Raw genomic sequence first — 26,423 nt, 5'->3', positions numbered from 1 at the left:
AACGCGCCGTCGACGACTCATTTTCCGTTCGCTCCGGTGGGGCGAGCGTCTGGTTTAGCAACGGCATGGCTCTCAAATCGACGATTTACAAGGCGGAACTGCAGATCGCCAATATGGACCGGCACTATTACGCCGACCATTCGCTCACCATCGCGCGTCATCCGTCCGAAACCGACGAGCGCATGATGGTCCGCGTCGCCGCGTTCGCGCTCTTCGCGCAGGAACGGCTCGAATTCTGCAAGGGTTTATCGGATGTCGACGAACCCGATCTCTGGCAAAAGGATCTGACCGGCGCGATCGAAACGTGGATCGAAGTCGGCCAGCCCGACGAGCGGCGCATCGCCAAGGCGAGCGGCCGTTCGAACGAGGTGATTGTGATCGCCTACGGCGGGCGAACTTCGGACATCTGGTGGCAGGGCGTGCGGAACAAGGTCGAGCGCATGCGCAATGTGACGGTGTGGTCGCTCGGCGAAAACATCGCGGCCGAACTCGGCTCGCTCGCGGAGCGCACGATGCGGCTGCAATGCACCGTGCAGGACGGCGAGGCGTGGCTCGGCAGCGCTGAAGCCGACGCCGTGAAAATCGAGTGGACGGTGTTGAAGGCGCCCGCGAACGCTTGACTTTGCGCCGGCCCGGCCGCCCGCGACGCGCGAGGTTCAGAGCGACGTCACGCGCGCCGCTTCGGGCGGTCCTTTGAGCTCGACCATGTTGCCCTCGGGGTCGAACAGATACAGCGACGGCCCGTAGCCGTCCGCGCCATAACGCACGCCTTCTTCGCCGATCCGCGCGCCTTGGGCGGCCAGGTGCGCCTTGAGCGCCTCGGCATCGAACGGCTCGACGCGCAAACACAGATGATCCATATTGCGTCCCGCGCCGGGCGTGCCGTTTTCCGGGCGATCGATCTTCGCGCCCACCTGCAGCAGGTCGATCAGCGAGCGCCCCGCCCGCAACTGCGTGAGACCCAGCTCGCGCTGCTCTTTTTCGACGCTGCAACCGAGCACGTCGCAGTAAAAGCGCGCCATCGACGCACCGTCGGTCGCCCGAATCACGACGTGGTCGATCTCGCGAATATGAATCTTCATATTGAGCGCCTCCCGTGGCTGATTTATCAAACGGAGAACAGCCAGTTTATGGGAAAGCGGGGCGGGCGTTGACGGGCTAGATGCCGTCCAGCGCCGGCCGGCACGCAAAACGTATAGACGAAAAAAAGCCCGCTCTATGTGGAGCGGGCTGAATCCATATCAGGAGGAGACATGGAGGAGACAGGTACTAATATACACATGCGCTTGGTGCGACGCAATAACTTTTTAGGGGAAAACCCGACATCGTGCAAAATTGTCGCACCTGGAGGCAAAACGAGCCGTCAGATGACGCCGAGCGGCGCCCGCCGGGCGTCTGCCGGCTACGAGGAAGCGCAATGACAGAGCAAGAACCGGAGCGTAGTGTGTCGGGATGCGGCCTACATTGGTGAGCATCGACAGCACCCATCCGGGACCATCATGAACCGCACCCATCAACCCGCCGAGACCGACACGACCGCCCGCACCGCCGCCTGGCATTCCGACGACGAACGGTGGGAAGCCGTCGCCCGTCGCGATCCGCTCGCGGACGGCGCTTTCTTCTACGGCGTGAAGACGACGGGCGTGTTCTGCCGTCCGTCCTGCGCATCGCGCCAGCCGCGCCGCGAGAACGTCGCGTTTTTCGCCGATGCCGCCGCGGCCCGCGCCGCCGGCTTTCGCGATTGCAAGCGCTGTCAGCCGGGCGGCTTGCCGCGCGAACTCGACATCGTGAACCGCGCGTGCGCGGCGCTCGACGCCGATCCGCAGCAACGTCTCACGCTCGCGCAATTGAGCGACGCCGTGCACCTGAGCCCGTTCCACCTTCAGCGCCTGTTCAAGCGGGTCGTCGGCGTGTCGCCGCGCCAGTATCAGGCTGCGCGGCGCGGCGCCGCGTTGCGCGACGCGCTCAAGCGCGGCGCCGACGTCACGCGCGCCACGCTCGACGCCGGCTTCAACTCGCCTTCGCGGATGTACGAGAGTGCGTCGGCGGAACTGGGCATGGCACCGTCCGAATATCGCCGCAAAGGCGCGGGGCTGACCGTGCGCTACGCCAGCGCGCCGACCTCGCTCGGCTTCGTGCTGGTGGCCGCGACGGCCAAGGGCATCTGCAAGATCGGTTTCGGCGACGACGCCGCCTTGCTCGTCGACGAACTGCGCGGCGAATTCGCCAATGCCGATCTGCTGGAGGACGCCGAGCGGCTCGCGCCGTTCGTCGCGCAGATCGACGCCTATTTGCGCGGCACGCGTCAGCATTTCGACCTGCCGCTCGACATCGCGGCGACGGCCTTCCGCCAGCGCGTGTGGGACGCGCTGCGGCACATTCCCTACGGCGAGACGCGCAGCTACACGGAGATCGCCGAAGCCGTCGGCGCGCCGCGCGCCGTGCGCGCGGTCGCGAGCGCCTGCGCGACGAATCCGGTTGCGCTTGCCATTCCGTGTCATCGCGTCGTGCAAAAGGGCGGGGCGCTTGCCGGCTATCGTTGGGGCTTGCCGCGCAAAGCCGCGCTGCTCGACAACGAGGCGCAGCACGCGCACCGCGTTTCCGCCGACGAAACCGCCCGCCCCGAAACGACGCCTGTTCAACCCCTCGCCAACAAACTGGACCACGCCGCGTGAGCACGCTCGACGACGTTGCAACTCTTGAACTCCCGTACAAAGCGCCGTTCGACTGGCGGCGCCTGCTGCGCTTTTTCAGCGGACGCGCGACGCCCGGCGTCGAGACCGTCGAAGACGGCGCGTATCGCCGCGCGATCGAATGGGCCGGCGACAGCGGCACGCTCAGCGTGTGCGAGCATCCGCGCAAGCGCTGTCTGGTGGCGAGCATAGAAGGCCCGGTGAGCCGTCACGCCGACGCGCTCGCCGCGCCGATTGCAAAGATGTTCGATCTGCACGCCGATCCGAAGAAGATCGGCGCCGCGCTCGCCGCGGACCCCTGGCTTGCGCCGCTGATCGACGCCGCGCCCGGCTTGCGCGTGCCGGGCGCGTGGTCGGGCTTCGAACTGGTGGTGCGCGCGATTGTCGGCCAGCAAATCAGCGTGAAGGGGGCGACCACTATCATCGGACGATTGGTGCAGCGGGCGGGCGAGCGTATCGAAGGGCATCCGCATGACAACACGGCGTGGCGTTTTCCGACGCCCCAAGCGCTGGCAGCCGTCGACCTCGCGCAAATCGGCATGCCGGGCAAGCGCGTGGCCGCGCTGCAAGGCTTCGCGCACGCGGTCGCGACGGGCGATGTGCCGCTCGACAGCGCCACGGCGGACGCAAGCGAACTGCGCGCGGCCTTGCTCGCCCTGCCGGGCATCGGCCCCTGGACGGTCGAGTATGTCGCGATGCGCGCGTGGCGCGATTCCGACGCCTGGCCGGCGTGGGATCTCGTGCTGATGCAGTCGATCTGCGCGCGCGACCCGTCGCTCGTGCGGCCCACGCAGCAGCGCACGCGCACCGACGCTTGGCGCCCGTGGCGCGCTTATGCGGCGATGCATCTGTGGAACGAGGTGGCGGATCGGGCCGGGGCCGCGCGCGGCGGTTAGTGCTGCGCGAGCTAGCCGTCTAAGGCGAAGGTGGCGACACGTCATGCCGTGTCGCCACGCTCACTAAAAAACGCGGCTGCAATGGCCGCAATAACCTGGAATCCGTGTGGCCAAATCCGCAAATCCGGCGTGAAAACACACCGGCCAACAGACGCCCCGGCGGCCTGCAATCGCCCGCCGAAGCGGCCTCAAGCAGGCGCGGTGGCGAGATGTTAAAGTGCCCGCTACTGAAAATTCCGCCGAACGTTGTCAACCGCAACATGCTGCCCGCGAGCAGCCAGGCGGCACATGGCGGCCGACAACGCCCGACTCGCATCAATGCCAAACACGACCTCATCCCGCACGACCGACGCGTTCCTGCACCGCCTGTCCGTGCTGACTTCAGGGCCGCAGCGCGACGCGCTGCTACGCGGCCTGCGCGGCATCGAAAGAGAAAGCCTGCGCGTGACGCACGAGGGCCAGCTCGCGTTGACGCCGCATCCGCGCGCGCTAGGTTCGGCGCTCACGCATCCTTCGCTGACCACCGACTATTCCGAAGCGCTAATCGAACTGATCACGCCGGCCGAGCACGACGTCGCGCTCACGCTCGAGAAGCTCGACACGCTGCATCGTTTCGTCTACGCGAACCTCGGCGACGAGATTCTGTGGAACAACTCGATGCCGGGCCTGCTGCCCGACACCGATGAAGGCATTCCGATCGCGGATTACGGCTCGTCGAACATCGGCAAGCTGAAGTACGTGTATCGCATCGGCCTCGCGCTGCGCTACGGGCGCACGATGCAATGCATCGCGGGCATTCACTACAACTATTCGCTGAACGAAGAAGTGTGGCGGCTCCTGCACGCCGAGCAGCAATCCACCGCGAACGCGGTCGATTTTCAGTCCGACCGTTACCTCGCGCTGATCCGCAATTTCCGCCGCACGAACTGGCTGCTGATGTACCTGTTCGGCGCGTCGCCCGCGCTCGACCGCCGCTTCTTGCGCGAGCGCAAACATTCGCTCGAAACCTTCGACGCCGACACGTTGTATCGCCCGTATGCGACGAGCCTGCGCATGAGCGATCTCGGCTACTCGAACACCACCGCGCAAGCCGCGCTGCACGCCGACTACGACACGCTGCCCGGTTATCTCGACGCGCTCGCGAAGGCCGTCAGCCAGCCGTATCCGGCGTATGAGGCCATCGGCACGCAGCGCGACGGCGAGTGGGTGCAGATCAACACCAACGTATTGCAGATCGAAAACGAGTTTTATTCGACGATCCGTCCGAAGCGCGTCACGTATCCCGGCGAGCGGCCGCTGCATGCGCTCGCCGCGCGCGGCGTGCAATACGTCGAAGTGCGCTGCATGGACATCGATCCTTTCGAGCCGGTCGGTATTTCGCTCGAAACGTCGCGCTTTCTCGACGCCTATCTGCTCGTGTGTGCGCTCGACGACAGCGCGCCGCTGCCGCCGCCCGCGTATTGCGAGGCGAACCAGAACTTCGCGCGCGTGACGACCGAAGGGCGCAAGCCTGGCCTGGAACTCACGCGCGACGGGCAGACCATCGCGATGACCGAATGGGCCGACGAACTGTTCGTCAAGATCGAAGCGGCCGCCGCCGCGCTCGACGCGCTCAACGGCGGCGACGCGCATGCGCGCTCGGTTGCGGTTCAGCGCGCGAAGCTGGCGGATGCGTCGCTGACGCCGTCCGCACGCGTATTGCAGACCATGCGCGAGAAGCAGCAGAGCTTCCTCGAATTCGGTCTTGAACAGAGCGAAGCGCATGCGGCGCATTTCCGCGCGCGTCCGCTGCCTGCAGACGTGGCAAAGGAGTTTGAGGAGCTGGCCACGCAATCGCTGGAGGAACAGGCGAAACTCGAGCGGGAAGAAGTGGGCTCGTTCGATGCGTTCGTCGCCGCTTATCGGGCTTATACGTTGAACCGCTTCAGCGTGTGACTGAAGCGGCTGCCGCATCGGCACGCATCGGTAAGTTGTCCACGCATTTGCACGTTTCTCTGATCTGAAGGAAACACCCTCTACACGACGCGGTCCAAACTGATAAGACACGCTAACAAGAGGGAGGATCAACGTGATGAAGCAACGTCTGTTGTCCGTACTGTGCGTTACCGCGGCTGCCGTTGCCGCGACGGCATGCTCTACACAGGGACAAGTCGATCCCGACGTCATGCAGATCGCCACCACGCCGCTGACCTGTTCGAGCAAGGCCGAGTGCGACCTCTGGTGGCAGCGCGCGCAAACGTGGGTCGCGAATAACTCAAAGTACAAGATCGAAGCCGCGACCAGCACGCTGATCCAGACGGCCGGCCCGGACGGCGGCAAGCGCGCGCTCGCCTACCAGATCACCCGCACGCAGAATCCGGACGGCACCGCGACGATCGGCTTCGCCGCGCATTGTGACGGCTCGCTCGGCTGCAAGCCGAACCCGTGGGAAGCGGGCGCGGACTTCAAGCAATATGTGCGCGGCACGCCGGCAGGCACACAGGGAACCGATGCCAAGCCGGCGCAGCCCGCGTCCGCCGCGGTGCATCCCGCCCTGCATCCCGATATGCAGCAAGGACAGTCGGTCACGCCATCCACTGGCGAAGCCGTGAGTCAGTGAGCGACGCGTTGCGCGCCGCTCAATGCCCCATCGACGGACCGACGCCTTTGCGCGGCTTCGTGATCCACACGAGCACGGCAAGCACGAGGAAGCCCGCGCACGAAATGCGGAAGAAGTCGTTGGTGGCCAGCATATAAGCCTGCGCGGTCACCACCTGGTTGAGCTGCGCCGTGATGCTGTCGCCGGAAAGGCCGGCGCCGGCCAGCGCACTCGTGTACGCGTTCGTGTTCGCCGTGTAGACGTTGACGTTATCGACCAGCATCGCGTGATGGCGAATCGTGTCGTTCTCCCAATACGTCGTGCTGATGGCGGTGCCGATTGCGCCTGACAACGTCCGGAAAAAGTTCGATAGGCCCGAGGCGCTCGCGAGCCGGTCGTCCGACACGCTCGAGAGCGTGATGGTCGTCATCGGCACGAAGAAGCAGGCCACGCCGATGCCTTGCACGAGGCGCGGCCAGATCACGTGATTGAACGGCACGTCGAGCGTAAAGGTGGAGTTCCAGAACGACACGAACGCAAACACGATGAACGCGAAGCTCGCGATCACGCGCAGATTCAGCCGGTGCATGTTCTTGCCGATCATCGGCGAGAGGAACAGCGCGAGGATGCCGACCGGCGCGGTGGCGAGACCGGCGAGGCCCGCCGTGTAACCCATCACCGTTTGCAGCCACAGCGGAAAAATCACCACCGAGCCGAAGAACGCCATGAAGCCGAACGAGATGATCAGCACGCCGAGCGCGAAATTGCGGTCCTTAAAGAGCGATAAATCGACGACCGGCTCTTTCTCGGTCATCTCCCAGACGAGCATGAACGCAATCGAAATCACCGCGATCACCGCGAGCGTCACGATGAACGTGGAGTTGAACCAGTCGCGGTCCTTGCCGAGGTCGAGCACCATCTGGAGACACGCCACGCCGATCACGAGCAGCGAAAGGCCGATTGCGTCGATACGCTGCTGCGTGGTTTTGGTTTCGCGCCCGCGCAACAGCACGAACGCGCAGGCCGCGGAGAAAAGGCCGATCGGCACGTTGATGTAGAAGATCCACGGCCAGGTGTAGTTGTCCGTGATGTAGCCGCCCATCACCGGGCCGAAGATCGGCGCGCAGATCACGGTCATCGCCCACAACCCCAACGCGAGCCCGCGTTTCTCGGGCGGATACGAGCGCATCAGAATGGTTTGCGACAGCGGGACCATCGGGCCGGACACAAGCCCTTGCACGAGCCGGAACAAGATCAGCGACTCGAAGTTATGCGCGAAGCCGCACAGCGCTGAGGCGATCGTGAAGAGCAGAACGGACAGCGTGAAGAGCCGCACTTCGCCGACGCGCCGCGCGAGCCAGCCCGTCAACGGAACGGCAATCGCCGAAGCCACCGAATACGACGAGATCACCCATGTGCCCTGACTCGTCGCCACGCCGAGGCTGCCGGAGATGGTCGGCACGGCGACGTTGGCAATCGACGTGTCCAGCACCTCCATGAACGTGCCGAGCGCGAGCCCGACGGTCAGGAGCGCGAGCGCGCCGCCTTTGAGCGGCGCCGGCTCGGCCGCGGGCGGGGTGGCGGGCTGGTGTGCAGGTTGAGCTGCGGGTTCGTCAGCGTTGGAAGCCGTAGCGGCCATGTGTTGTTCTCCTCAGCGCGGAAGTGTGTCGTGCCTGGCTTGTCGCGTTTCTCTGGGCATTTGCATGCTGCATCACACTCTGCCCAGACAGATATTGTTTTACAACTGCGCCCCTAGAAGGCGCTCTGCGGTTAATGCTCGCCCTTCTCCGGCGATGAATCGTCGGCCGTTGCATCGCCGGGCGGCTCAGCTTCCGCACACAAACCGCAGCCTGTGTTCGCCCCCGGGTCGATACCGTTGGCGATGAAACGGCTGAGCAGTTCGATCAGCGTCGCGAGGTCCGCGTCCGAGAAGCCGCGCAACTGCTCGTTCAGCACGGCCGCGCCGATGCCGGGCAACTGCTGCGCCGCTTCATGCCCTTGCGGCGTCAACTCCAGCTTGACCATCCGACGATCGGCGTCGCTACGCGTGCGCTGCAAAAAGCCTTTCTTTTCAAGGCGGTCCAGCAGACGGGTCATCGAGCCGCTGTCATAGGACATCACGCGCGACAACTCGAACGGCGTGTTCGCGCGCCCGGCAGCGAGCAACAGGATCACGCCGATCTGCTGCGCCGTCAGCCCCAGCGGCTTGACCGCGCGGTCGGTGCGCTCGACTAGCACGTTGCGCGCTTTCGACAAGTGATAGCCGAGACTCGTATCGAGCCGGATCTCGTCCGCTTTGTAGGGGCCGTCAGTCATTTGGGTACAGGAACATTGCAGCAGACGCACATTCTGGACGCGCGCGACACCGAAAAACAACAACGCGGCCGCGCATCGCGCACAGTATCTTGAAATTTACTTGCATAGTCAATATTATATTAAGCAACGAGTTACGCGATCCGCGCCACCCGAGACTATGTTCTGACCGCTTTTTTTGTCCGCCGCCAGGCCGGCGTGACCCAAGGATGTCCCTCCCATGCTGTACCTGAAAAATACCCTCGGCGGCCTCAGCCGCTCTCTGACCGATTCCGCTTTGCACAGCTTCCAGGGCCCGCATCGCTGGTGGAAGCTCGCGTTGTTCGCCGTGCTGTTCGTGCTGCCCGGCGGATCGGTGGGAGTCGCGGTGTTGGCGTGGTTCGAGCATCGTCGGGCGCGCAAGAGTTTGAAGGGCATCGCGGACATCAAAGCTGCGAAGGGCGGGTCGGTGGACAGCGCGGCGGCGCTCGCGAACGCGGCAAGCGTGTCAGGCGTTAAGAGCGCGGCACCTGTCATTGCGCACGGTGCGGCAAGCGCCTGCCAGTCGCGCGGCGAAGCACCGTGCCGGGCCGCAGCCGGCAAGCTCGCGCGCAAGACGACATCGACGGAATCGCGGATCGATTCGCGCACCGACGCCCGCGTTTGAACGGCAGCCAGTAACGGCGCGTAACCTTCGCGACACCGTCAGTAACACACCTTCGTCGCTGCCCGCATTAACCTTTCTGTTTCCCGCGCCCAGCGGGCTCATACGCTAACATGCCGGCACATCGTAGGCCGGCGCCGTCCGTCATTGGCGGCGTCGTGGCGTCCAGAAGGAAAAATGCATGCAGTCTGACCGAACCTCGTCCGCGCGGACCTATGCGCCTCGCGTCCTGACCCTCGCCGTCGCGCTGGCCGCCGCGGGCCTCGTCGCAGCCTGCGCGGTCGGCCCCGACTACCAGCGCCCCGCCGCCGAGATTCCGGCTTCATACAAGGAAGCCGCGCCCGGCTGGAAAGTCGCGCAACCGGCGGATCACGAGGACCGCGGCGCATGGTGGACGATCTATCAGGACCCGCAACTCGATGCGCTCGAAGACAAGCTGAACGCCGCCAATCAGACCATCGCGCAATTTGCGGCCGCCTATCGGCAGGCTCGCGCGCTGGTCGGCGAGGCGCGCGCGGCATACTTCCCGACCCTCGGTTTGTCGGCGGGCGCGACGCGCTCGGGCAGCGGTGCTTCGTCGAGTACGCGATCGACGAGCGTCAGCCGCTCGGGCGTCAGCAACAGCTACGACCTGCAACTCGACGCTAGCTGGGAGCCCGACCTGTGGGGCTCCGTGGGCCGCTCGGTGAATGCGCAGAAGGCCGGCCAGCAAGGCGCCGCGGCCGATCTGGCGAACGCGCGGCTGTCCGCGCAGGCCACGCTCGCGCAGACGTATTTCGCGCTGCGCGCGCTCGACGCGAATCAGAAACTGCTGGACGAAACCGTCGCCGCCTATCAGCGCTCGCTGCAACTCACGCAGAACCAGTACGCCGCGGGCGTGGCCGCGCGTTCGGACGTGATCCAGGCGCAAACGCAACTGCAATCGGCGCAGGCATCCGCGATCGACAACGGCGTGCAGCGCGCGCAGGACGAACATGCGATCGCGGTGCTCGTCGGCGAACCGGCCTCCACCTTCTCGATCCCGCCGATGCCGCTCACCGCCACGCCGCCCGCCGTGCCCGCGCAAATGCCGTCGGCGCTGCTGGAGCGGCGGCCGGACATCGCTTCCGCCGAGCGCAAGGCTGCGGCGGCCAACGAGCAGATCGGCATCGCCATCGCCGCGTTCTTTCCGTCGCTGACCTTGTCGGCGAGCGGCGGCTTCGAAAGCTCGGTGTTCTCGCAATTGCTGACGGCGCCGTCGCGCTTCTGGACGGTCGGCCCGCAACTCGCGGCGACGCTCTTCGACGCGGGCCTGCGCCGCGCCCAAACCGAAGCAGCGCGCGCCGCCTATGACCAGAACGTCGCCACCTATCGTCAGACGGTGCTGACGGCGTTTCAGGACGTCGAAGACAATCTCGCGTCCCAGCGCATCCTCGAACGGGAAATCGTGGTGCAGCAGCAGGCGGTGGAGTCGGCGCGCCAGGCGCTTGCCATCGTGACGAACGAATACAAGGCGGGCACGGTCGGTTATGTCAACGTGCTGACCGCGCAGACCACGGCGTTCACGGCCGAGCAGAAGCTGCAAACCATCGCGGGGCAGCGGATGGTGTCGTCGGTCGGGCTGGTGAAGGCGCTGGGCGGCGGCTGGGATGTGTCGCAGATGAATCGCGAAACCGGTGGGGTGGCGGCGCCGGAGCCGGCGTCGGCATCGGCGGCGACGCCTGTCGCGCAGGGAGGAGCTGCGCAGACGGCGACGTCCGCGCAGATGCAAGCGCAAAGCAAATAGGCGGGCGAGCGGGGCGCCGCGCGATACAGCGGCGTTCAAAGAGGCATAACGGGCCAACGAAACCCGTCATGCCTTTTTTGCATCTAGCGCTGTACGAGCCGCCGCGGGTTCAACTCGACATGCGAGCGGCAACGACGTCCGTGTGCCGTTCGCTGCTAATTCGAAGTGCCGCACGGCGGCTTTGTCAGCACCCGCGCCGCGCATCCGCGGCTCTAGCCCGAGTTGCGAGCGACAACCTTGACCGGTCTCGTTTTGCCGCCAGATCAAACGCGTCGCTCCGCGCGTTGCAGCATCCGCGCCACGCATCGGCGGGTCCAGCTCGACGTCCGAGCGACGACGTTGTCTGCCGTCGAACTCGACGTGCGAGCGACAACCTTGACCCGTCTCGTTTTGCCGCTAGCTCAAAGGCGCTGCTCCGCGCGTTGTTAGCACCCACGCGACGCATCTGCGGGTCCAGCTCGACGTCCGCGCGACGACGTTGACCAGTCTCGTTTAGTCGCTAGCTCGAAACGCCGCACCGCGGCTTTATCAGCATCCGCGCGTCCGCGCGTCAGACTAACGCGCGAGCGGCAGCAACGCGACGACCGCATCCCCTTTTGCCGCGACTTCAAAAGCACCGAACGGCGCGGTCTATCACCACCCGCGCCACCCACCCACCTCAATGCACGAACGACAACGCAACCGTATCCGGTCCGCTCGGTCGTCCGAGCAGGTTCAACAGTCCCGCGAGATTGTCGCGTGCCTCGGGCGCCGATGTCGCCGTGCCATGAAACGACGTCGAAGCCGGCGACACGACCCCACGTCCGTTAAGCATCAGCGGCCCCTTGATGGTCCGCAGCTCGAGCGTCGACGACGCCCCTTCCGCCTGAAACACCAACTGATACGAGCCGAGCGGCTTCACCGGCGAGACACGCGAACTCACGTCGTTCAGCGCGACCGTCAACTGGCCGAACGCCTGACGGTTGAAACTGCGCCAGTCGGACCACGAGAGCCGCACGTCGCCCTGTAGATCCAGCGTATTGAACGGCGCGCCGAGACCGCTCAGCAGCGAGGCCGGCACCGCGATCGCGCCGGGCGTCACATTCGCGCTGCGCGGCGTGGCGTCGACGGTGATCGGCTCCGGCATCGCCTCGCTCTGCCGCATGGTCATGCGCACGCGGCCCGTGAAGAGCGGCCAGAAGGCCGTGCGCCATTCGATGCGTCCAGGCAGCAGCGTCGCGGCGCTCATGTCGGAGCCCGGGGCGAGCATCAGCGTGGCGGAGCCGTGCCACAGCGAACCGGCCGGGTCGACGAGGTTCACGTGCCCGCCGCTCTGACGGGCGAATTGCGGCGTGATCCAGGCGGCCGGCAACATCGCGAGCATCACTGCCGCGCTGGAAAACACCGCGACCACGAGCCAGGGCAGCGCGGCGCGCAGGCGCCGCATCCAGTAAGTCATGCGAGATCCCGTGGCAGCGCGCTCATTTCGCCGTCGATGGCTGCAGCGACGCCGTCACGTCCACCTGGCCGTCTTCTTTCAGCGCGGTCACGTGCGCTTCGGCGACCTGCACTTTGAACTGGCGGCGCACATCGTCGACCCAACCCGTCCACACGGGAAACGACGCGTTCTTCATCTGCACCTGCACCGCATTGCCGATCACCTGAACCTGCGTGGCCGCTAGGCCATGATCGGCAAGCGACGCGGACAGCGCGTCCTTCAGCGCGCCGCCGGTCGGCGCCACACCCTGAGCGGCGCCGGAAAGCTGACGCGCTTCGTTGGCTTGCGCCGTCATCTGCGCGAGTTGGCGCTGCAAGGTGGGCAGCGATTGACGCAGACGCGCGCGCCCCTCCTGCGCGGGCGCCCACAGCACCGACCACGCGATCACCACCGCGAGCACGCCGCCGCCCCACGTCAGCAGACCCTTTTCGCGGTCGGTCCGCTGCTCCCAGAAGCCTGCCCAGGTTTGCGCGAGTTGAGCTTTCATTGTCCGTTCCTGATGGTCCACTTGCCGGTATTGCTGTCGATCGCGCCATTCAGTCCGTTGCGCGCGAGGCGCGCGGCGAAATCGGGATCGAGCTTCACCTCCGGCTTAAAGGTCACGTCGAGCCGCCGGTCGTGATAATCGAGCGCGGCAATGCCGTTGACGGGCACGGGCGGCAGAGCGCGCGCGAGACGATCGGCGATGGAGAGGAAGTCGTCCGGGGAAAGCTCGCCGGCCGCCACACGCAACTGCTGCAACTGACGCGACATCTGATCGGGCGCATCGAGCACGACCGTCGTCTTCGGGAACGCGTTGAGCAGCAGTTCGGTCATCTGCGTGTTGATCGCGTCGCGCTGGCGCGACAGCATCAGCCACTGCACATTGGCGCCGATGATCGCGACCAGCAGCGCGCCGACAGCGAGCAGCACCGGCAGGCGCAGGCGGCGCAGCGTCGCGCGGTCGAGCCGCCACGGCTGCGACGCGAATTCGAACTGGCACAGATCGAAGCGGCACGCGAGCGCGCGCCGCGCGAGTTGCTCGAACGGCAGCGGACTCGCGCCGTGCACATGCGCGGCAAGCCGCGCCGGGCTGCTCGCGCCGAGACTCGGCTCGTTGCCAGGCACTTCGGTGAGCATATAGAGCGACACGGGCATCGCGCCGGCGAGCGCCGCGAGCGTCGCGTTGACCGCGTTCGCCGGCACTGCGAGCCCTTCGCCTTGCGCGCCGCGCGCAATCGCCAGTTCGACGCGCGGCGTGCCGGTTTCGACAGCGCCTTCCAGCAGCAGTGCCGGCGCGGTTTGAACGACTGCGCCGAGCACCGCCGCGACCATCGGCATGGCTCCAGTTGCGGCGTCGGACAATGTATCAGCCGCGCTTGCCACCGGCGCGGCATCGCGGCGTGGCGAAGCGTCGGCGCCCGCCAATGCTGGCTCGGCCGCGCTCACCGTTTCGGCAACGTCGACCGGCGCCGCGGATAACCGCGCCTCCGGCAGACAGCGTGTAACCGGCACCGCGCGCAAACTGCGGTGCCCAGCAGCGGAAAACGCTTCGTAGATAAAGCGGAACCACCCTCGGTCGATGATCGCCAGCACTTGCCGTCCGCCCGCCGCCGGTTGCGGGTCCACGGCGATATGGCAGGTTTGCGGATCCTGGATCAGCTGATCCTCGACGATGTTCGGCAGCGCCTGGCGCAGCTTCGGACCGCGCAGCGGCGGCAGCGTGGCGGGCATCATCAGGAGGTCGCGCGCGGCGACCATCAGCACCGTCGACGTCGCGCGCGGCAACAGCGCAAGCGCCGAACGCCCGGCGCGCTGCGTGCGTCCCGACTTGTCGAGCAGCACGAACGGCAAGTCCGGCAACTGCCATTCCTGCGACGGCACCGCCGGATCACGCGGCGGCAATAAGACGATCAGCGTGCTCAAAGGCCACTCTCTCTGGGAAAGGCGTTGTTCATAGTTGGTCTTGCACCCGCACGATACGCGTAGTGTGAGTCAAAGCATCGCGATAGACGAGCGTCGTGCGGTCGACTTCGGCGCGCTCGTGCTGCACGCGGCCATGAATCAGGAAGTAGTTCGTGTTGACGTCGAACTGGTTTGGATCGATCGAAGTCTGCGGCGCGCCCGCGCCGCGCAACGCGAGCTGCACGTCGCCGGCGTTATGGAAAAACACGGTCTGCCGCCGCGCGACGAACGCCTGCGCGGAAGACAGATTCATGCCCGGCACAACGGCCGCAATCACTTCGGCGGGCGCCGTGTTCATGTTGATCGCCGACACGGTCGGCAGCACGGTCACGAAGGGCCGCAAGCGCGCGACCATCTCCGGCGTGTAGCCGGGAATGTCGAGCAGCGAATCGACGCTCGTCATTTGCAGCGGCGCGTGCGCGGCGCTGTCCTCGCCGTCTTCGATGCCCGGTTTGTCCGTGAAGCCGCCGCCTGTTGCCCCACCTGCGGCGCCGCCCTGGATCGCCGGCGTCGACGGCGTGCCGGACGTCGATGTGACGGTCTGAAAGCGCGTCGCCGATTGCATCAGGCTCGCGCGCACCTGGACCGCGGTGTTCTTCGCGAGCTGGCTGTTCACGCCGAGCGAAACCAGCAGCCGCTGATACGCGCCGATCTGCTCCACGTCGAGTTGCATGACGCCGGGCGCCGGGCTCGCGACCAGATTGCGCAGATTGAATTTGGCCTGAGCGTCTTCGATCGAACCCGACAGGTAAGTCGCGGCGCCTTGCTGCGCGCGCACCTCGCCGATCTGACCGAGGAAGTCGGAAAGCCGCGTCTTCGCGATCGGCACGCCCCACACGCCGCCGAGATACGTGATGCCCGCGGACGTATCGCCTTCGGAGCGAAGAATCAGACGCGTCCAGTCGAGCGCGCCGCGCGCAACCCATTGCGCCTGCGCGAGCAGACGCTGGTTCTCGATCCGGCGGATCTGGACTTGCTGACGCCACAACATGCCGGAGACAAGAATCGCCGAGAGCGCAACGACGAGCAATGCGCTGATGATGGCTGCGCCGCGCTGGTGGGTGCGGTGGGCGTGGCGTGAGTTAAGCGCGCCGCGCGTTCCGCGCATAACACGGGTCGAGCGTCCCGCGCTGAAGGAGAACAATCTCATCTCATTCCCCAATCAAAAAAACGCGCGTGATGGGCCGTGCGAGCGACTTCGCGCCCACGCTCACTTCGAGCCCCGTCACCGAGCGCGGCAGCGGAGCATTGCCAAGCTGCGGCACCTTGAGATTGTTGTCGGCCTCCGTGATCGCGCCTTGCACGTCCTTCATCTGCGTTGTCCAGCCGACGCGCGGCACGTAGAGCCGCGCCGAAATTGCGCCGACGCCGCCCATCAACGGCACGGCCGACCAGCCTTCGCCTTCACTGCCGCGCGACGCCGCGCGCAGATCGCCGACGCTGGCAAGCGGCGGCGACGCATAGCGGATCACGCGGCCTTCCGTGACGCGGTAACGCACGACCTGCAAGCGCGGCGCGGAGCCGGGCAAGCTCATCTGTCGCACGATCTGCAATGCGCCGCCGAGGAGCGACACCGCCGGCTGACCGGATTCGTCGTCGGAAGCGGCCTGACGCGCGTCGATGCGCATCTGGTCGAACAGTTGCGCGAACACGCGCTCGTCTTCCATCGCGTTCGTGATGGTCTGTCGGCCGCGGATGATCTGGTCGAGCCCGCGCCACGACAGCACCGCGATCACCGCCATGATCGCGATCGCGACGAGCAGTTCGATCAGCGTGAAGCCATGCACGCCCGCGCGAGAGCGGCGGCGGCCGGTGCGCTCGCCGCGGCGCTCAGAGCGAACGATTCGTTTCATTCGCGACCACCGTGACCATCTGGGCGAGATTGCCGGAGCGCCCGGGCATCGTCACCATCACTTCCACGCGACGAAACACCGGATTCGGCGTCGCCGACACTTGCTCGGTACAGATCAACTGCAAATTTCCTTGCGAGCAATCGAAACTCGTCGAGCCGACATTCGGCCATGCATGCGTGAGGCGCAATTGCGCGAGCGTGTTATCCGCGCTCCAGCCGGCCAGCAAGCGCCGATGAAGATCGGCCTCGCCGGTCGCGAGTGAGCCGACCGCGCGCAGCGATGCGGCAAGCGCGACGGCGATGATCGCGAGCGCGACCAGCACTTCGATCATCGTGAAACCGCGCTCGCGGTGGACGGCCCGGCGAGCCGCCGTGCTGCTGCTTCTGCTACTGCTGCTGCTGCGATGGCGCATGTCAGTGCACCTCGTAGCGGCCATTGCCGGTGCCGACGATCGTCGCGCTGCCCGCCGCGGAAAACAGCGTGACGCGCACTGGCACGTCGATCGCCTCGGTGCCGAACACGACGCGATTCGCCTTCGAATTCGAGCCCGGATAGTCGATCGTCACGCCGCTCACGCCGCCTTCCCACTGACGCGGCTTGAGCAGATCGTCGCGCAGCGGACGCCAGCCGTCCTCGGTGCGCAAGTCGAAACGAAAGCCGCCGTCGAACGGTTGCCACGCGATCGGGCGCGCGCGCACCTGCGCTTCGTCGCCGGCCGATTCGAACAGCAGCGCGAGGCGCTGTGCTTCCTCGTTCAGATCGGTGCGCGGATTGCGCGTCATCGTCAACGCGGTCAGAGAGACCAGCAAGCCTGCAATCACCAGCACCACCATCATTTCCAGCAGCGTGAAACCTGCCTGATGCCGGCGCAGGCCGCGCGCGTGCAACGCCGCGCCCGCCGCGCGGGGCGGCGGGTTCGTTGCGACACGTGCGTTGCTATCGTCTATTGCCACGAGCCCACGTCGGCGTCATTGCCTTCGCCGCCTGCCTTGCCGTCCGCGCCGTAGCTGAAGACGTCGATTTCGCCGTGCACGCCGGGGTTCAGATATTGATAGCCGTTGCCCCAAGGATCGTTCGGCAAACGTTCCAGATAGCCGCCGTCTTTCCAGTTGTTCGGCACGGGGTCCGTCGCGGGCTTTTCGATCAGCGCGCGCAGACCTTGCTCCTGCGTCGGATAACGGCCGTTGTCCAAACGATAAAGCTTGAGCGCCTGCATCACAGTGCCGATGTCCTGCTTCGCGGCGACGCGCCGCGCTTCGTCGGGACGGCTCATGATTTTCGGCACGATCAACGCGGCCAGGATGCCGAGAATCGCGATCACGACCATGATTTCGATCAGCGTAAAACCGCGTTGACGACGGCTGCGCGAACCCGCAATTGCTGTGCGGCGAATGGTCGACAGTTGCATAGCTTGCTACCTCTTTTCAGGTGAATTATCGACTGGGCGGACTCGGTGCTCTGGCACTCGCGGTGCCATTGAACGTGCCCGGCCGGTCATTTTAATGTCATGCAGTTGAAGGGTTTCAACCCAACGCAATTTTCACAATAGTCCGTACAATGTGCGCATGAACGCACTCCAAATCCGCCTTCTGTCGCTCGCGCTCTTCGCCGTGTTCTGCGCGACGCTGACCTACTGGACCATCACACTGACCGCGATGTCCGGTGCGCCGGTGCCCGCAGCCGCCGCGCACGCGCAGGTCTCGACCGATCAGGCCGCCACGCTGTTCGGCGGACAGCTCACGCGCACGGTCAACCAGGACGTGCATCTGTTCGGCATTCTCGCGCTGACTCAAGGCGCCGCGGCCATCGTCAGCGTAGGCGGCGAGCCGCCGCGTGCGGTGTCGCTCGGCAGCACGCTGATGCAAGGCGCCAAACTCTCCGAAGTCCGCGCCCGCTCCATCGTGATCGACCGCAATGGCGCGCATTCCGAAGTATTCCTGCCGGCCAACGCCGCGGGTCCTACTATCTACGTGCGTTAAGCCTGATCGCCAAGGTCAGCCATCACGCCGCTGCGCAATCGCGCCGCGGCATTCCACGCCTCACTGCACCAGATTATTCAACTCGATGATCGGCAGCATCACCGCGAGCACGATCACCAGCACCACGCCGCCCATCGCCAGAATCAGCAGCGGCTCCAGCAGACTCGTCAGGAACATCGTGCGGCGCTCGAGCTCGCGCGCTTCGCCGTCGGCGGCACGGTCGAGCATCGTCGTGACGTCACCGGTCGCTTCGCCGGAACGGATCAGGTGAACCAGCACCGGCGGGAACGTCTTGGTATTGCCGAGCGCGCGTGACAGCGACGTGCCTTCACGCACGCGCACGATCGCATCGTCAATGTTGCCGCGCATCGCCGTGTTGCTGAGCGTTTCAGCGGCGGCTTGCAGCGCACGCAGAATCGGCACGCCGGCCGCCGTCAGAATGCCGAGCGTGCTCGCGAAGCGCACGGTGTTGTAGCCGCGCACGAGTTTGCCGAGCAGCGGCGCGGTGAGCAGCCACCGGTCGAACGCGAAGCGCGGGCCCGCTTGCCTGAGCGTCGAACGCACCACATAGAACAGCACCGCGACCGCGATCAGCACGGCCCACCACCAGTTCCGCACGAAGCCGGAGAGCGCCATCATCATGATCGTGAGAAAGGGCAGTTGCTGCTTGGTGCTCGCGAACACGTTGACCACCTGCGGCACCACATAGCTCAGCAAAAACGTGACGATGCCGAACGCGATGATCGTGACGATCGTCGGGTAGGTGAACGCCAGCACGATCTTCTGCTTGAGCGCGTTGCGTTGCTCGATGTAGTCCGCGAGCCGCGATAACACCAGGCCGAGCTTGCCGGTATGTTCGCCGGCCGCGACCAGCGCGCGATAGATCTCCGGAAAGTCTTTCGGATGCTGCGTGAGCGCATTCGCGAGCGAATGGCCGCCGAGCACCTCGGCGCGAATCGCCGCCATCAATTCGCGGATGTAGTCGCGCTCCGATTGCTCCGTCAAAACCGCGAGCGCTTCGTCGAGCGGCAAGCCGGCAATCAGCAGGCTCGCCAGTTGCCGCGTGAGAATGGCCTGCTCGCGCTGCGACAGCCGCCGTCCCAACGAAAGACGCTGATTGCGCTCGCCGCGCGTGCGCGTGGCGGCCGGCTCGACGACGAGCGGCGTGAGTCCTTGCGAACGCAGATTGGTGCGCGCGCCGCGCGCGCTGTCCGCGTCGAGCACGCCTTTTTGCGCCTTGCCCGCCGCGTCGATCGCTTCGAAACGAAATGCCGGCATGCGCTTAAGCTCCGCCCGTCACGCGAATCACTTCTTCAAGCGACGTCAGCCCGGAAGCGAGCCAGCGATCCGCGTCCTCGCGCAGTGTGCGCATGCCTTGCGCGCGGCCGGCCGTGAGAATTTCGGCGTCCGATGCATTGCGGTGAATCAGCGCGCGGATTTCGTCGTCGATAAGCAGCAGTTCATACACGCCGCGCCGCCCCGCATAGCCCGATTGACCGCACTTGTCGCAGCCGACCGGATGCCAATGCACGCGCCCGTCTTCCTCGACGCGCTTTTCGCGGCATACCGGACACAGCCGCCGCACGAGCCGCTGCGCCAGCACGCCGAGCAGCGACGACGCCAGCAGATACGGCTCGACACCCATGTCGGTCAGACGCGTGACGGCCGAGGCGGCGTCGTTGGTATGCAACGTCGCGAGCACGAGGTGGCCGGTGAGCGAAGCCTGCACGGCGATCTGCGCGGTTTCGAGGTCGCGGATTTCACCGATCATGATGATGTCCGGGTCCTGCCGCAGAATCGAGCGCAGCGCGCGCGCGAAGGTCATGCCGATCCGCTCGTTGACCTGCGTCTGGCCGATGCCCGACAGGTCGTATTCGATCGGGTCTTCGACCGTCATGATGTTGGTGGTCGCGGTTTCAAGCCGCGACATCGACGCATACAGCGTGGTCGTCTTGCCCGAACCCGTCGGGCCGGTCACGAGCACGATGCCGTGCGGCCGGCCGATCAGCTTGTCGAACTTGACGAGCGTGTCCGCGCCCATGCCGAGCGCTTCGAGGTTCAGGCGCGACGCGTCTTTTTCCAGCAGACGCAGCACGGCGCGCTCGCCGTGACCTGTCGGCAGCGTGGACACCCGCACGTCGACCGGACGACCGCCCACGCGCAGCGTGATGCGGCCATCTTGCGGCAGACGTTTCTCGGCAATGTCGAGCTGCGCCATGATCTTGATCCGCGAAATCAGCGCGCCATGCAGCGCTTTCTTCGGACGCACGACATCGCGCAGCGTGCCGTCGACGCGAAAACGCACCACAGAAGAAGTCTCGAACGGCTCGATGTGAATATCCGACGCGTGCTCGCGCGCGGCCTGCGTGAGCAGCGCGTTGATCATGCGGATGATCGGCGCGTCGTCTTCCGATTCCAGCAGGTCTTCCACTTCGGGAATGTCCTGCATCAGTCGCGAGGAGGTCGACTTCGCCTTCCACTTCGCCGACCACCTGAGCCGCGCTGCCGTCCTGGCGCGCGTAGGCCTGGTTGATCGCTTGCGCGAGTTCGTCGGCGGGAAGACGCACCACCGACACCGCGCCGAAGTTGCGTGCGACTTCGGCGAGCGCGGCCTCGCTGGTGCGCTCGCTGATCCAGACTTCGAGGCTGTCGGCGTGCTGATGCGCGACCAGAATCTGGCCGCTGCGCGCGAAGCCGTAGGGCACGAGCCGCGCGGCAATCGCCGACGGCGCCGCGCGTTCGGCGTGGTCCGCTTGCTCTGTCATCGCCGCCGAGGCAATCTCGGCGGCTCGCGACGATGCCGGCGACGTTGAGGCTGACGGCGGCATGGACGGCGTACTCACGGCTTGGCTCCTGGCGATACGGTGGACGGTGCGACCGGCACCGGATTACTTTGCACAGCGCCGTTCGTGGCGGGCGGCGTTGTCGGCGCGGCCGAGCCCGGCTGAGTTTGCTGCTGCGGCGGCTGCATCTGCTGACGGCGCATCTGGTCGAGGTCGAACAGGTTCAACGTCGAACCGCCCTGGCTCGGGCCGACGGGCTTCGGCGGAACCACCGGATCGTCGTTGTCCTTCATCAGATTGTTGTCCTGACGATACGCGCCCTGCACACCTTGAATATAGTCGTAGCGATTCGACGTGACAGCCTGCGCGGTATCGCGATCGCCGATGATGACCGGACGCAGGAACACCATCAGGTTCGTCTTGTTGCGGTTCTTCTGCTCGGAACGGAACAACTGACCGATCCACGGGATGTCGCCAAGCAGTGGCACCTTGCTGTTGCTGACCTGGTAGTTGTCCTGCATCAGGCCGCCGAGCACGATGATTTCGCCGTTGTCGGCGAGCACGGTCGACTGGATCGAGCGCTTGGTGAACTGCGGGCCGGCCGGGTTGGTCGTCGCGTTGGTCGTGCCGTTCACGATGGCGGAATCTTCAGTGTAAAGCTGAAGCTTGAGGATGCCGCCGTCGGTGATTTGCGGTTTGACGTGCAGCGTCAGGCCGACATCCACGCGGTCGTACGTGTTGAACGCCGAACTCGCGTTGCCGCTCGTCAGATTCGAATACGAACCGGTCTGAATCGGTATGTTCGTACCGACGACGATCTTCGCTTCCTCGTTGTCGAGCGTGATCAGGTTAGGCGTGGACAGCACGTTGGCGTCCGCGGTCTGCGACAGCGCCTGAAGCAACGCGCCGAGTCCCTGCACGCCGAACATGTTGTGAATCCAGCCGACGTTCAAGCCCTGCTGAACACCTGAGCCGAGCGCGTTGGCGAGACCGCCGGTCGCGCCCGCTGCGCCCGCCGCCGCAGCAGCCGCCGTCAGGTTGATGATGCTGTTGCTCGAACCCGTGGCGAGGTTCGTGCCGGCAAAAATCGAGTTGTTCGCGACCTGCCATTGAATGCCGAGATTGCCGCTCGTGTTCGAGTTCAGCTCGACGATAAGCGCCTCGATGTAGACCTGCGCGCGGCGCGCGTCGAGCTGGTCGATCACCGCGCGCAGATTGCGGTAAACCGGCTCCGACGCAGTGATGATCAGCGAGTTCGTCGCCGAGTCCGCCTGGATCATGCCGCCCGGCTGATTGTCCTCGTTCTTGTCCTTGTCGCCGCCGAGCAGGCCGCCGGATTGACCGCCGCCGTTCGCGCCGTAGCCGCCCGCGCCGCCGCCGCCACCCATCGGCGAGGACAACGAACTGTTGTTCAGTCCGCCCGACGGCAGCGGCGGGGTGCCCGAAGTGCCCGTCGAATTGTTGCCGCCAATTCCGCCACCGCCGCCATTCTGGTTGAACGCGTTGGCCTCGTTGCCGCCGCCCGCCGAGCCGCCTTCGCCGCCCTTGCCGAGCATGCCGCGCAAGGTCTTCGCGAGCTTGCTTGCCTCGGCGTTGCGCAGCGGCACGACGTGCATGTTGCCCGGCATGCTGGTCGGCGCGTCGAGTTCGCGCGCGAGCGTTCTCGCGGCGGCCAGACGCGCGCCGTTCGACGCGCGGATGAGCAGCGAGTTCGTGCGCGGGTCGGCGGTGATCGACACTTTCAGCGTGGCGTCCGTGCTGCCGATCGCGCCCGGGTCGAGCATCTTGTTCAGTTGCGTGGCAATGTCGAGCGCGTTTGCATTCTTCAGTTGTACGACGGACACCGACTGACCGGCCGCCGTATCCACACCGGCGATGATCTGCGCGATACGGCGCACGTTGTCCGCGTAGTCGGTGACGACGATCGTGTTGTTGGCCGGATAAGCGGCCACGGTATTGTTCGGCGAGATCAGCGGACGCAGCACCGGCAACAGGTTATTCGCCGATTCGTTCTTCAGCACGAACACTTGCGTGACCACCTGATCGCCGCGCGCGCTCGGCGAATTGCCGACGTAGGTCGGCACGCCTTGCAGCTTGGCGTCGGCCTCGGGCACGACTTTCAGTACGCCGTGATCCTGGACGAGCGCGAAGCCCTGCATGCGCAACGCGGATTGCAACGTCTTCAGCGCCTGATCCTCGGGCACCGCGTTTTCCGACACGAGATTCAACTGACCTTTGACTCGTGGGTCGACGATGATTGTCTTGCCGGTCGCCGCGCCGATCGCCTTCGCGACCTGGTCGATATCGGCGTTGACGAAGTTCAATGTCACCTGCGCCTGTGCGGTCTGCGCAGTGATCAAGCCAGCCAACAGCAACGCCGTTGCGACGCGACGCAAAGCCATACGATTTCTTCTCATGGAATGTAATGTCGATGCCGGCAGCGCAGGCCGCCGGCGGTCATGCAGCGCGGACACAGGAGCAAACCGCCGGTCGGTCGGTCTGCCGGCGGGCCAGGTGGGCGAAAGCCGCCCTAAAATGCTGGCCATCCGATGTCCGAAAAGAAGGAACAGTAACAGTTTTTCATGTCGGATTTGTCACAAAAGGAAAGCCTCAGTGAGTTTCCCTAAACGTTCGGGCCCGCTCGGCGGGCCTTGAAAGCGAAACCACTGCGGACTGAAAGCGGCAAGAAAACCTAGTGTTTCCGCGCTCTTATGTCTGTTAGCCAACTTGACGGGTCACGGCCTGCCGGTATCATACGAGCCGTTCAAGCCGTCGGATCGCCGTTGCGAACACGGGTTTTCCCGCATCTTCCGTCAATGCCCCGGCCAGATTGCGCCCACCGGCTAGTCCCGGCTGAACAATGGCTGACACGAGCCCTTACGATCCCTTACTCTTGCGGTTTGCCCCAGTCGTCTTGACCGATGAAACGAAGCTTCGTCACCTTTCTGGCAGGAATTACCATCTTGGCTTCGGCCGGGACGGCACGCGCCGATTGCTTCGACGAAGCCGCGAAATATCAGAAAGTGAACCCGCTGATTCTGCGTGCGATCGCCTGGCAGGAGTCGCATAACCGTCCGGACGCGCAGCACAAAAACGCAAACGGCTCGACCGACTACGGCGTAATGCAGATCAACTCGATTCATCTGCCCACGCTCGCGCAATACGGGATCTCGCAAGGCACGCTGATGGAGCCGTGCAAGAACGTGTACATCGCCGCGTGGCATCTGCGCCGGCAGATGAACAAGTACGGCAATACGTGGCAAGCCATCGGCGCTTATCACTCCGAGACGCCCGCGCTGCGCGACAAGTACGCTCAACAGATCGCCGCAATTCTACGCAAGTGGAACCTGATGCCGGCGTCACGCTGATCGACCGCTCGCCGTTTCCGATTTGATGCACAATGCGGCTTCGTGCTGCCGCCGGCGCTCGAGCGTCCGCTGGACCGCGGCTAGACTCGCGTAGCAATGCGGCGCCCGGCACGCCTTCCACTCCTCCCGATTTTCCGTACTGCGATGAACCAGCCGCCACTGCCCGTCACCGTGCTCTCCGGTTTTCTGGGCGCCGGCAAGACCACGCTCCTGAATCACATCCTCGCGAATCGCGCCGGCTTGCGCGTCGCCGCGATCGTCGACGATCTCGCCGCCGTCAATATCGACGCGGCGCTTTTGCGCGATCCGGCCGCGCTGTCGCCCAGCGAAGAAAACCTGGCCGAACTGTCGAACGGCTGTGTCTGCTGCACGCTGCACGACGATCTGCCCGCCCAGGTGAAACGGCTGGCCGCCGAAAAGCGCTTCGACGCGATACTGATCGAGTCGGCCGGTGTGGCGGAACCCATGCCGATCGCCGAGACCTTCGCCTTCGCCGACGATGACGACGACGGCGCGCCGCTCGCCGAGCTCGCGCGGCTCGACACGATGGTCACGGTGGTCGACGCGTCCAATTTTCTGCGCGACTACGGTTCCGCGGATGCGCTCGCCGAACGCGGCATCGCCGCGAGCGACGAAGACGACCGGACTCTAGTGGAACTGCTGATCGAGCAGGTCGAGTTCTGCGACGTGCTGGTCGTGAACAAGGCCGAACTCGTGACCGCCGACGAGCTGACGCGCCTGCAACGCATCCTCGCGCGCATCAATCCGCGCGCGGTGCAAGTGGTGAGCCGCTTCGGCGCCGTGCCGCTCGAACAGATCGTGAACACCGGCCGCTTCGATTTCGACGAGACGGCGAACGCTCCCGGCGCGATCGCGTTGCTCAACCAGGCCGAGAAGCACGTAGACGAACGCGGCCACGGTCATCGCAGCGAAGCCGACGAGTTCGGCATCGGCAGCTTCGTTTATCAGGCACGCCGTCCGTTCCATCCGGAGCGGCTGTGGGCGTTGCTGCACGAGGAGTGGAAGGGCGTCTTGCGCAGCAAGGGTTTCTTCTGGCTCGCGACGCGTAACGACATCGCCGGTTCGCTGTCGCAGGCGGGCGGCGCTTGCCGGCACGGTCCCGCAGGCATGTGGTGGGCGGCTCAGGACCGCAGCGAATGGCCCGATGCCGACGACGAGCTAGCCGCCGAAATCGCCGCCGACTGGTATGGCACGCCGGACGACGTCAGTATTGGCGACCGTCGCCAGGAGCTGGCGATGATCGGCGTCGGCATCGACCCGACGCTGTGGTCGGCGAAGTTCGACGCGTGCCTGCTGACCGACGACGAGTACGCAGTGGGACCGCAAGGCTGGCAACAGTTCGCCGATCCGTTCCCGGCGTGGGACTTCGACGACGATCACGATCACGACGGACATGATCACGGTCATCATCATGATCATGATCACGGCCACGACGACCATGATCACGATGGCCACGGCCACGGCGGAACAGCACATCGCCACGACTAAGCGGCTCTTTCAACTGCGTCGACAGTAGCAACGAAACCCGCCGCACACTCCCCTGCGGCGCGCCCATTCGCAAAGAAAAAAGACGAAAAAAAACCCGCCGTTGGCGGGTGTCAACTGCCTGGCAGTAATCTGCTTAGCGCTTGTTGACTGCGTCTTTGAACGCCTTGCCTGCCGTGAACTTGACGGTCTTTGCGGCCGGAATCTTGATGGTTTCGCCCGTCTTCGGGTTGCGACCTGTACGCGCTGCGCGCTTGCCCGAACCAAAGCTGCCGAAGCCGATCAACTGGACCGCGTCGCCCTTCGACACAGACTTCTTGATCACTTCAAGCAACGTGTCCAGCGTTTCACCGGTTTGAGCCTTGCTGGCGCCCGTCTGTCCTGCGACAGCGTCGATCAGTTCCTGTTTGTTCATTAAGGTTCCTTTCTGAGTTTAGGTTGACACGAACAGCGCGAACGCGCCGATTATACGTGCGCGCGCCGCGCCGTCGAGCAGCTACGGCTCCGGAGCCCCTCCAGATCAAAAGCGCCGGACAGCGAGTGTCCGTCGGCCGTGCTGCCGCTCCCTTCGCGGCGCTTGCTATGATAGCGCAGCGCAAACCCAATCAGGACAAGGGTTTCGAAG

24 protein-coding genes and 1 pseudogene are annotated in these 26,423 nt (G+C 65.3%); 10 read left to right on the top strand and 15 right to left on the bottom strand.

Features of this window, described 5'->3' with window-relative positions; genetic code table 11:
- The first annotated feature begins 65 nt into the window (after positions 1 to 65).
- Positions 66 to 620 carry a YaeQ family protein gene (locus tag ABIE53_RS01520; protein WP_107710105.1) on the top strand — a complete coding sequence of 185 codons (555 nt, stop codon included), beginning with the start codon at positions 66 to 68 and terminating at the stop codon, positions 618 to 620.
- Between the two features lie 36 nt (positions 621 to 656).
- Here the strand turns inward: ABIE53_RS01520 and ABIE53_RS01515 are convergent, their stop codons facing one another.
- Positions 657 to 1,082 carry a VOC family protein gene (locus ABIE53_RS01515; RefSeq protein WP_114156642.1) on the bottom strand — a complete coding sequence of 142 codons (426 nt, stop codon included), beginning with the start codon at positions 1,080 to 1,082 and terminating at the stop codon, positions 657 to 659.
- 417 nt (positions 1,083 to 1,499) lie between these two features.
- Between ABIE53_RS01515 and ada the strand changes: the two genes are divergently transcribed.
- From ada to ABIE53_RS01495, 4 genes are all read left to right on the top strand, one after another.
- Positions 1,500 to 2,675: a bifunctional DNA-binding transcriptional regulator/O6-methylguanine-DNA methyltransferase Ada gene (gene ada, locus ABIE53_RS01510; RefSeq protein ID WP_114156641.1), complete on the top strand. Its 1,176-nt coding sequence runs from the start codon at positions 1,500 to 1,502 to the stop codon at positions 2,673 to 2,675.
- The gene (locus ABIE53_RS01505; protein WP_114156640.1) at positions 2,672 to 3,589 is read left to right on the top strand and encodes a DNA-3-methyladenine glycosylase family protein; all 918 of its coding nucleotides are present in this window, start codon (positions 2,672 to 2,674) and stop codon (positions 3,587 to 3,589) included. The genes ada and ABIE53_RS01505 overlap by 4 nt, the downstream gene beginning before the upstream one ends.
- Positions 3,590 to 3,907: 318 nt before the next feature.
- Positions 3,908 to 5,524 (top strand): glutamate--cysteine ligase, encoded by a 1,617-nt coding sequence (gene gshA, locus ABIE53_RS01500; protein ID WP_114156756.1) that lies wholly within the window; start codon positions 3,908 to 3,910, stop codon positions 5,522 to 5,524.
- Positions 5,525 to 5,660: 136 nt separating this feature from the next.
- Complete coding sequence (locus ABIE53_RS01495) at positions 5,661 to 6,188, top strand: hypothetical protein (RefSeq protein ID WP_029971187.1); 528 nt, start codon at positions 5,661 to 5,663, stop codon at positions 6,186 to 6,188.
- 19 nt (positions 6,189 to 6,207) lie between these two features.
- Here ABIE53_RS01495 and ABIE53_RS01490 read toward each other — a convergent pair whose 3' ends face one another.
- Both ABIE53_RS01490 and ABIE53_RS01485 read right to left on the bottom strand, forming a co-directional pair.
- Positions 6,208 to 7,806, bottom strand: a complete 1,599-nt coding sequence (locus tag ABIE53_RS01490; RefSeq protein ID WP_006050793.1) for a DHA2 family efflux MFS transporter permease subunit — start codon at positions 7,804 to 7,806, stop codon at positions 6,208 to 6,210.
- Between the two features lie 131 nt (positions 7,807 to 7,937).
- Positions 7,938 to 8,483 carry a MarR family winged helix-turn-helix transcriptional regulator gene (locus tag ABIE53_RS01485; protein ID WP_192700424.1) on the bottom strand — a complete coding sequence of 182 codons (546 nt, stop codon included), beginning with the start codon at positions 8,481 to 8,483 and terminating at the stop codon, positions 7,938 to 7,940.
- Positions 8,484 to 8,700: 217 nt separating this feature from the next.
- On the opposite strand from ABIE53_RS01485, the gene ABIE53_RS01480 reads away from it, so the two are divergent.
- Together ABIE53_RS01480 and ABIE53_RS01475 are read left to right on the top strand one after the other, a co-directional pair.
- The gene (locus ABIE53_RS01480) at positions 8,701 to 9,126 is read left to right on the top strand and encodes a hypothetical protein (RefSeq protein WP_053858921.1); all 426 of its coding nucleotides are present in this window, start codon (positions 8,701 to 8,703) and stop codon (positions 9,124 to 9,126) included.
- 178 nt (positions 9,127 to 9,304) lie between these two features.
- Positions 9,305 to 10,888 carry an efflux transporter outer membrane subunit gene (locus ABIE53_RS01475; protein ID WP_114156638.1) on the top strand — a complete coding sequence of 528 codons (1,584 nt, stop codon included), beginning with the start codon at positions 9,305 to 9,307 and terminating at the stop codon, positions 10,886 to 10,888.
- Between the two features lie 658 nt (positions 10,889 to 11,546).
- On the opposite strand, the gene ABIE53_RS01470 is transcribed toward ABIE53_RS01475, so the two are convergent.
- Genes ABIE53_RS01470 through gspG form a run of 8 tightly spaced genes read right to left on the bottom strand, consistent with a single transcriptional unit; the run spans position 11,547 to position 17,570 of the window.
- Positions 11,547 to 12,326 (bottom strand): type II secretion system protein N, encoded by a 780-nt coding sequence (locus ABIE53_RS01470; RefSeq protein ID WP_114156637.1) that lies wholly within the window; start codon positions 12,324 to 12,326, stop codon positions 11,547 to 11,549.
- A 22-nt stretch (positions 12,327 to 12,348) separates the two neighbouring features.
- Positions 12,349 to 12,852 (bottom strand): type II secretion system protein M, encoded by a 504-nt coding sequence (locus ABIE53_RS01465; RefSeq protein ID WP_006050798.1) that lies wholly within the window; start codon positions 12,850 to 12,852, stop codon positions 12,349 to 12,351.
- Positions 12,849 to 14,270 carry a type II secretion system protein GspL gene (gene gspL, locus ABIE53_RS01460; protein WP_029971194.1) on the bottom strand — a complete coding sequence of 474 codons (1,422 nt, stop codon included), beginning with the start codon at positions 14,268 to 14,270 and terminating at the stop codon, positions 12,849 to 12,851. The genes ABIE53_RS01465 and gspL overlap by 4 nt, the downstream gene beginning before the upstream one ends.
- A gap of 28 nt (positions 14,271 to 14,298) precedes the next feature.
- Positions 14,299 to 15,417, bottom strand: a complete 1,119-nt coding sequence (gene gspK, locus ABIE53_RS01455) for a type II secretion system minor pseudopilin GspK (protein ID WP_114156636.1) — start codon at positions 15,415 to 15,417, stop codon at positions 14,299 to 14,301.
- A 43-nt stretch (positions 15,418 to 15,460) separates the two neighbouring features.
- Positions 15,461 to 16,162 (bottom strand): PulJ/GspJ family protein, encoded by a 702-nt coding sequence (locus ABIE53_RS01450; protein WP_114156635.1) that lies wholly within the window; start codon positions 16,160 to 16,162, stop codon positions 15,461 to 15,463.
- Complete coding sequence (gene gspI / locus ABIE53_RS01445) at positions 16,140 to 16,574, bottom strand: type II secretion system minor pseudopilin GspI (protein WP_029971197.1); 435 nt, start codon at positions 16,572 to 16,574, stop codon at positions 16,140 to 16,142. The genes ABIE53_RS01450 and gspI overlap by 23 nt, the downstream gene beginning before the upstream one ends.
- 1 nt (position 16,575) lies before the next feature.
- Positions 16,576 to 17,115 (bottom strand): GspH/FimT family pseudopilin, encoded by a 540-nt coding sequence (locus tag ABIE53_RS01440; RefSeq protein WP_114156634.1) that lies wholly within the window; start codon positions 17,113 to 17,115, stop codon positions 16,576 to 16,578.
- Positions 17,106 to 17,570, bottom strand: coding sequence for a type II secretion system major pseudopilin GspG (gspG, locus tag ABIE53_RS01435; protein WP_006050804.1), 465 nt, complete (start codon positions 17,568 to 17,570; stop codon positions 17,106 to 17,108). Before gspG ends, ABIE53_RS01440 begins: the two co-directional genes overlap by 10 nt.
- A gap of 157 nt (positions 17,571 to 17,727) precedes the next feature.
- On the opposite strand from gspG, the gene ABIE53_RS01430 reads away from it, so the two are divergent.
- The gene (locus ABIE53_RS01430; protein WP_006050805.1) at positions 17,728 to 18,141 is read left to right on the top strand and encodes a type II secretion system protein N; all 414 of its coding nucleotides are present in this window, start codon (positions 17,728 to 17,730) and stop codon (positions 18,139 to 18,141) included.
- Positions 18,142 to 18,201: 60 nt separating this feature from the next.
- Here the strand turns inward: ABIE53_RS01430 and gspF are convergent, their stop codons facing one another.
- From gspF to gspD, 3 genes and pseudogenes are all read right to left on the bottom strand, one after another.
- Positions 18,202 to 19,419 carry a type II secretion system inner membrane protein GspF gene (gene gspF / locus ABIE53_RS01425; protein ID WP_006050806.1) on the bottom strand — a complete coding sequence of 406 codons (1,218 nt, stop codon included), beginning with the start codon at positions 19,417 to 19,419 and terminating at the stop codon, positions 18,202 to 18,204.
- A gap of 4 nt (positions 19,420 to 19,423) precedes the next feature.
- A pseudogene (gspE, locus tag ABIE53_RS01420) lies at positions 19,424 to 20,984 on the bottom strand (type II secretion system ATPase GspE).
- A complete protein-coding gene (gspD, locus tag ABIE53_RS01415; protein ID WP_114156633.1) occupies positions 20,981 to 23,326 on the bottom strand; it encodes a type II secretion system secretin GspD in 2,346 nt (781 codons plus the stop codon). Before gspD ends, gspE begins: the two are co-directional and overlap by 4 nt.
- Before the next feature lie 519 nt (positions 23,327 to 23,845).
- On the opposite strand from gspD, the gene ABIE53_RS01410 reads away from it, so the two are divergent.
- Both ABIE53_RS01410 and ABIE53_RS01405 read left to right on the top strand, forming a co-directional pair.
- Positions 23,846 to 24,292 (top strand): lytic transglycosylase domain-containing protein, encoded by a 447-nt coding sequence (locus tag ABIE53_RS01410; protein ID WP_006050809.1) that lies wholly within the window; start codon positions 23,846 to 23,848, stop codon positions 24,290 to 24,292.
- A 144-nt stretch (positions 24,293 to 24,436) separates the two neighbouring features.
- The gene (locus ABIE53_RS01405; protein WP_114156632.1) at positions 24,437 to 25,801 is read left to right on the top strand and encodes a GTP-binding protein; all 1,365 of its coding nucleotides are present in this window, start codon (positions 24,437 to 24,439) and stop codon (positions 25,799 to 25,801) included.
- 133 nt (positions 25,802 to 25,934) lie between these two features.
- Here the strand turns inward: ABIE53_RS01405 and ABIE53_RS01400 are convergent, their stop codons facing one another.
- On the bottom strand, positions 25,935 to 26,213 hold the full coding sequence (locus ABIE53_RS01400) for an HU family DNA-binding protein (protein WP_006050811.1): 279 nt from the start codon (positions 26,211 to 26,213) through the stop codon (positions 25,935 to 25,937).
- Positions 26,214 to 26,423 lie beyond the last annotated feature (210 nt).

The sequence above is a fragment of the Paraburkholderia sp. OAS925 genome, from assembly GCF_040543975.1.
Lineage (GTDB): Bacteria > Pseudomonadota > Gammaproteobacteria > Burkholderiales > Burkholderiaceae > Paraburkholderia > Paraburkholderia graminis.
The sequence above is the reverse complement of the archived record's forward strand: the minus strand, read 5'-3'. Positions and strand labels throughout refer to the sequence as shown.